The organism is uncultured Amphritea sp. (genome assembly GCF_937127095.1).
Taxonomy (GTDB): Bacteria; Pseudomonadota; Gammaproteobacteria; order Pseudomonadales; family Balneatricaceae; genus Amphritea.
In genome coordinates, this window is sequence record NZ_CAKZLP010000012.1 from 1 (window position 1) to 4,027 (window position 4,027).

6 protein-coding genes are annotated in these 4,027 nt (G+C 53.7%); 1 reads left to right on the forward strand and 5 read right to left on the reverse strand.

Annotated elements, in window-relative coordinates:
- From Q0499_RS03145 to Q0499_RS03165, 5 genes are all read right to left on the reverse strand, one after another.
- A partial coding sequence (locus Q0499_RS03145; protein ID WP_299195957.1) for a transposase occupies positions 1 to 400 on the reverse strand: 400 nt, incomplete at its 3' end.
- 6 nt (positions 401 to 406) lie between these two features.
- Entirely contained in the window at positions 407 to 2,029 is a 1,623-nt protein-coding gene (locus Q0499_RS03150; RefSeq protein ID WP_299195959.1) for an IS66 family transposase, read from the reverse strand.
- 46 nt (positions 2,030 to 2,075) lie between these two features.
- Positions 2,076 to 2,444 (reverse strand): IS66 family insertion sequence element accessory protein TnpB, encoded by a 369-nt coding sequence (tnpB, locus tag Q0499_RS03155; RefSeq protein WP_299195961.1) that lies wholly within the window; start codon positions 2,442 to 2,444, stop codon positions 2,076 to 2,078.
- Positions 2,444 to 2,761, reverse strand: a complete 318-nt coding sequence (locus tag Q0499_RS03160; protein ID WP_299195963.1) for an IS66 family insertion sequence element accessory protein TnpB — start codon at positions 2,759 to 2,761, stop codon at positions 2,444 to 2,446. Before Q0499_RS03160 ends, tnpB begins: the two co-directional genes overlap by 1 nt.
- Before the next feature lie 458 nt (positions 2,762 to 3,219).
- Positions 3,220 to 3,678 carry a hypothetical protein gene (locus Q0499_RS03165; protein WP_299195965.1) on the reverse strand — a complete coding sequence of 153 codons (459 nt, stop codon included), beginning with the start codon at positions 3,676 to 3,678 and terminating at the stop codon, positions 3,220 to 3,222.
- An 88-nt stretch (positions 3,679 to 3,766) separates the two neighbouring features.
- Between Q0499_RS03165 and Q0499_RS03170 the strand changes: the two genes are divergently transcribed.
- Positions 3,767 to 4,027, forward strand: a 261-nt coding sequence (locus Q0499_RS03170) for a helix-turn-helix domain-containing protein (protein ID WP_299195967.1), incomplete at its 3' end; no start/stop codon positions are given.

Consider the following 4,027-nt stretch of genomic DNA (forward strand, 5'->3'; position numbering starts at 1 on the left):
GCAGCAAGCTATCGGAGAAGCCGCGCTGACGGCGCTTGGGTGCAGACTTTGCAGCAGGGGTATCATCTTCAGCGGCTGCAAGATCATCCGGAAGTTGATCCCGCAGCTGATCGATCTCGGCTTCCAGTTCCGGCTCATCGAAGAGGTGGATCTGGTGGGCCATTTTCTCACTGCTGGCCGCGAACCGCTGGATACGCTGCAAGCGCAACATCTCTTCCAGCAACAGGATGTACTGCTCGCGCTGCTGTAGTTGCCGGTCACGCTGCTGAAGGATGTGATCCCGCTGCTCAAGTTGAGCCTCTTTCGAGGCCAGCTGCCGCTGCAGCCCGGCCACCAGCGACAGCAAGTCAGCGGTCGGTAAACTGCTGAGATTAGGGTAACCGCCGTTAAAACGACCCACTTGCCCTTAACTGTACTGCGCCACTTTTTTTGAAGTCCGCTCCAGTTCAACATTCCAGGGCAGCAGTCGCTCCAGCTTTTCCAGGGTGTCGGCGCTGGCGATCCGCTCCAGCACATGCCGGATGTAGGCCGAGGGTTCCAGATTGTTGGCTTTGGCCGTTTCGATCAGTGAGTAACAGGTGGCGCTGGCGTGAGCGCCCTGCGGGGTATCGGCGAACAGCCAGGCCTTGCGACCCACGGCGAACGGACGGATGGCGTTCTCGGCCAGTACGTTGCTGATGTGCAGGTCACCCCGCTCACAGTAGCCGATCAGGGTGGACCACTGGTTCAGGGTGTATTCCATCGCTTTGCGAGTTAGCCCGCCTTTCATCACGCGACCCACGTTGGCGTCCAGCCAGGCCTTGAACGCTTCCAGTCGAGGCAGGCTCGACGCCTGACGGATCCGGTAGCGTTCGGCCACGTTCAGGTCCTTGATCTGACGTTCGATGGCATAGAGCCTGTTGATATGGCTGAGTGCCACATCCGCTTTGGACAGCCTGGCCTGTTTGCCTTTACCCGCCGGTTTGGCCGCTTTGCTCGCTTCGATGAACTTGCGGCGGGCGTGATCCCAGCAGCCGATGCGGGTCAGCTTATTGGCTGAACAGATCGGTGCATAACCGGAGTAACCATCCGCCTGCAGCACACCCTTGAAGTCATCGAGCAGGCGCACGGGTACGCTTCCACTTCGAGAGGGATCATAGGCGAACAGGACTGAAGGTTGGCCCGGTGGGCCGCCTCGGGTCACCCACATCCATTTATCGGATTGGGCGGCTTTGCCATCCTCTTTGAGTACCTGGATTCGGGTTTCGTCAGCCTGCAGGTAGGCCGCACTGTTCTGTGCCTCCCGCATCAGATGGATCAGCGGTTTGAACACCTCATCCAGGCGGATGATCCAGTGCGCCATACTGGTGCGGCTCAGCTCATGGCCCAGACGCTTGAACATCTGCTCTTGCCGATACAGCGGCAGACCATCGGCATATTTGGAGGTGATCAGGTAGGCCAGCAGCGAGGGGGTGGCGATGCACTTGCCCAGCGGGTGTGCCGGGCGGGCCGCGGCTACGATCTGCTCATCGCCGTCCTGCTCGAACACCGCTTTTTCCTGCCAGTATTCCAGCACTTTGAGCTGGGCGGGGATATAGTCCAGCTCTTCCTTCACCTTGGTGAAGAAGGTTTTGACGGCCCCGGCCTTTTCTTCATCACTCAGCAGCAGCTCGATGCGCTCACGCAGCAAGCTATCGGAGAAGCCGCGCTGACGGCGCTTGGGTGCAGACTTTGCAGCAGGGGTATCATCTTCAGCGGCTTCAATATCGTCCGGGAGCTGATCCCGCAGCTGATCGATCTCGGCTTCCAGTTCGGACTCATCGAAGAGGTGGATCTGGTGGGCCGTTTTCTCACTGCTGGCTGCGAACCGTTGGATGCGCTGCAAGCGCAGCATCTCTTCCAGCAGCAGGATGTATTGCTCGCGCTTTTGGATATGCTGCTCTTGATGTTGGAGTTGCTGCTGTAGCCCAGCCACCATCGACAGCAAGTCAGCGGTCGATAAACCGCTGATGTTAGGCGTCTTTGAGGTGGTTTTGGGCTGTGTTTTCATGGGCAAAATTATATCAAAAACAGCCAGTTGAAGCACCCAAAACCGGCTATCCAACGGCCTCATAATGCAAGGTTTTATGGCCTTGCAGCAGGCTGATGTCATAACCATCGAGCAACCAGTTGATCTGTTCGCCGGTCAACGGCATGAGTTCATCAGCCGGGCTGGGCCACTTGAACTTCTCCTCGGCCAGCGCCTTGTAATAGAGGATGAAGCCGTTGTCTTCCCACATCAGGCACTTGATCTTATTGCGCTGCCGGTTGGTGAAGGCATACAGGGCGCCGGTGAAGGGGCTATGCCCCAGCTCCTGCTCAATCAGCACCGCCAGACCATTGGCCTGCTTGCGAAAATCGATGGGCTCACGGTACAGATAGATCTCGGGCATTGACCGAGAGGGACGCAGATACCGCGGTTTCATCAGAGTTGCCTCAGGATTGCACCGAGCAGATCGACATTACCGGCATGCAGCCCTGTAATGGCCATGCCGCCCGGAAGCCTCAGGGTCAGATCATTCGATAGCGGTGAAGCGGCCACCTGAGTGACGCGCGCAAAGCCGGGTGTTGGTGAGCGCTCGGTATCGGTCGCATCATCTGTACCTTCGAGCTTGCGGCGCCAATAGACAAACTGGTGATAGGACAGTGACTGCTGTTTGCAGAAAGCAGCGCCGGATAGCCCGGTATCGCGCCAGTGTTCAATGTACTGTTGCCAGTAGTGTGTGCGCTCGGTTGAGTTCATGATGGATTCCTCGCGTAGGTGACGATGGAATCAGTGTGCGGCGGTTAGTGGCTGGAAAAAAGGTGCTGATTCTCTGGCGCTTACATAAGGGAGGTACAAAAAAGAAAACCGACTATGAGTAAGGCTCAAGCAGAAAGTTTTCTGGTTGCAGGTGGTAAGCGAGCAACAAGCGCTGTCTATAAGGTCATTGCCGAGACGGGGTGCGAAACGCCAAAAATCCAGAGGCTTATAGATACTTATCATTTGCAAGCCAGGTGGAAACCTTAGTCGATAATCGCTAACAGGTTTGTCAACGAACGAACTTCGTGCTGGACCGCTAAAGCGCTGCTTCGCGCTACGCGGCGAATTATAAAGGCGTTAAAGGTAATGAACGCCCTGCTCTATTGATAAAGACTCATGCCGTATAGTTTCAAAAGAGGCTGGCGCAGGAAAAGTGTCTTTTGTTCACCACCTTAAAATCAGATGCCGTTTGTCTGATTTTGTACGTTATTTGGTCTGAATTTCCTACCATCCTTAATATTTAGCGACATTAAGGTTAGGTTTATTGCTCCTGCAATCAGCTCAAGTACTTGTACGCAGTAAAACTGAGTGTCAAATGCGCCTGAGCCAGCCCAGTGATCTAAAAAGTAGGCAGCAGGCACCAGAATGACTAAACCATTCAATGCTATAAAAGGCATTCGCTGTTTCTTACGTTCAATGATCTTGCCCTTGCACTGCTTCGACATTATCGCTCCAGTTGCACCTGTAACGGCAATCGCTGGAATCAGTATCAGTAAACCTGGGAATAAAATCAGTGATTTAACCAGCTGTACGGACTCAGTACTACCCAATAGCTCTACTGTCAGAGTTGAAATAAAAAATGTAGCGACGCATAAAGTGGCAATGACTGCACAGAAACGGTGAAGTTGGGGAGTCATAATGTTCTCTTCGATTATCGATTTTGGTAACATGTTGTCAAACTGTATTTGAGTGTATAAACATGACAACATATTGTCAAGGTGGCTTATGACGACTGATGGTGAAGTTTTCACAGAGATCATTCTGGAAGTTTTTAAAGTCAGTGGCCTCCTGAATATTGAAGGGGACAAAATTTCTGAGGAGTTCGGCTTAAGTAGTGCACGCTGGAAAGTGATGGGCGCAATCGTTAAATCTAATGAACCGGTGACAGTGTCAGAAATCGGCCGTGTCATGGGGCAAAGCCGGCAGGCAACGCAAAGGGTTGTTGATGTCATGGCAAAAGATGGGCTGGTTGAAATGTTGGATAAC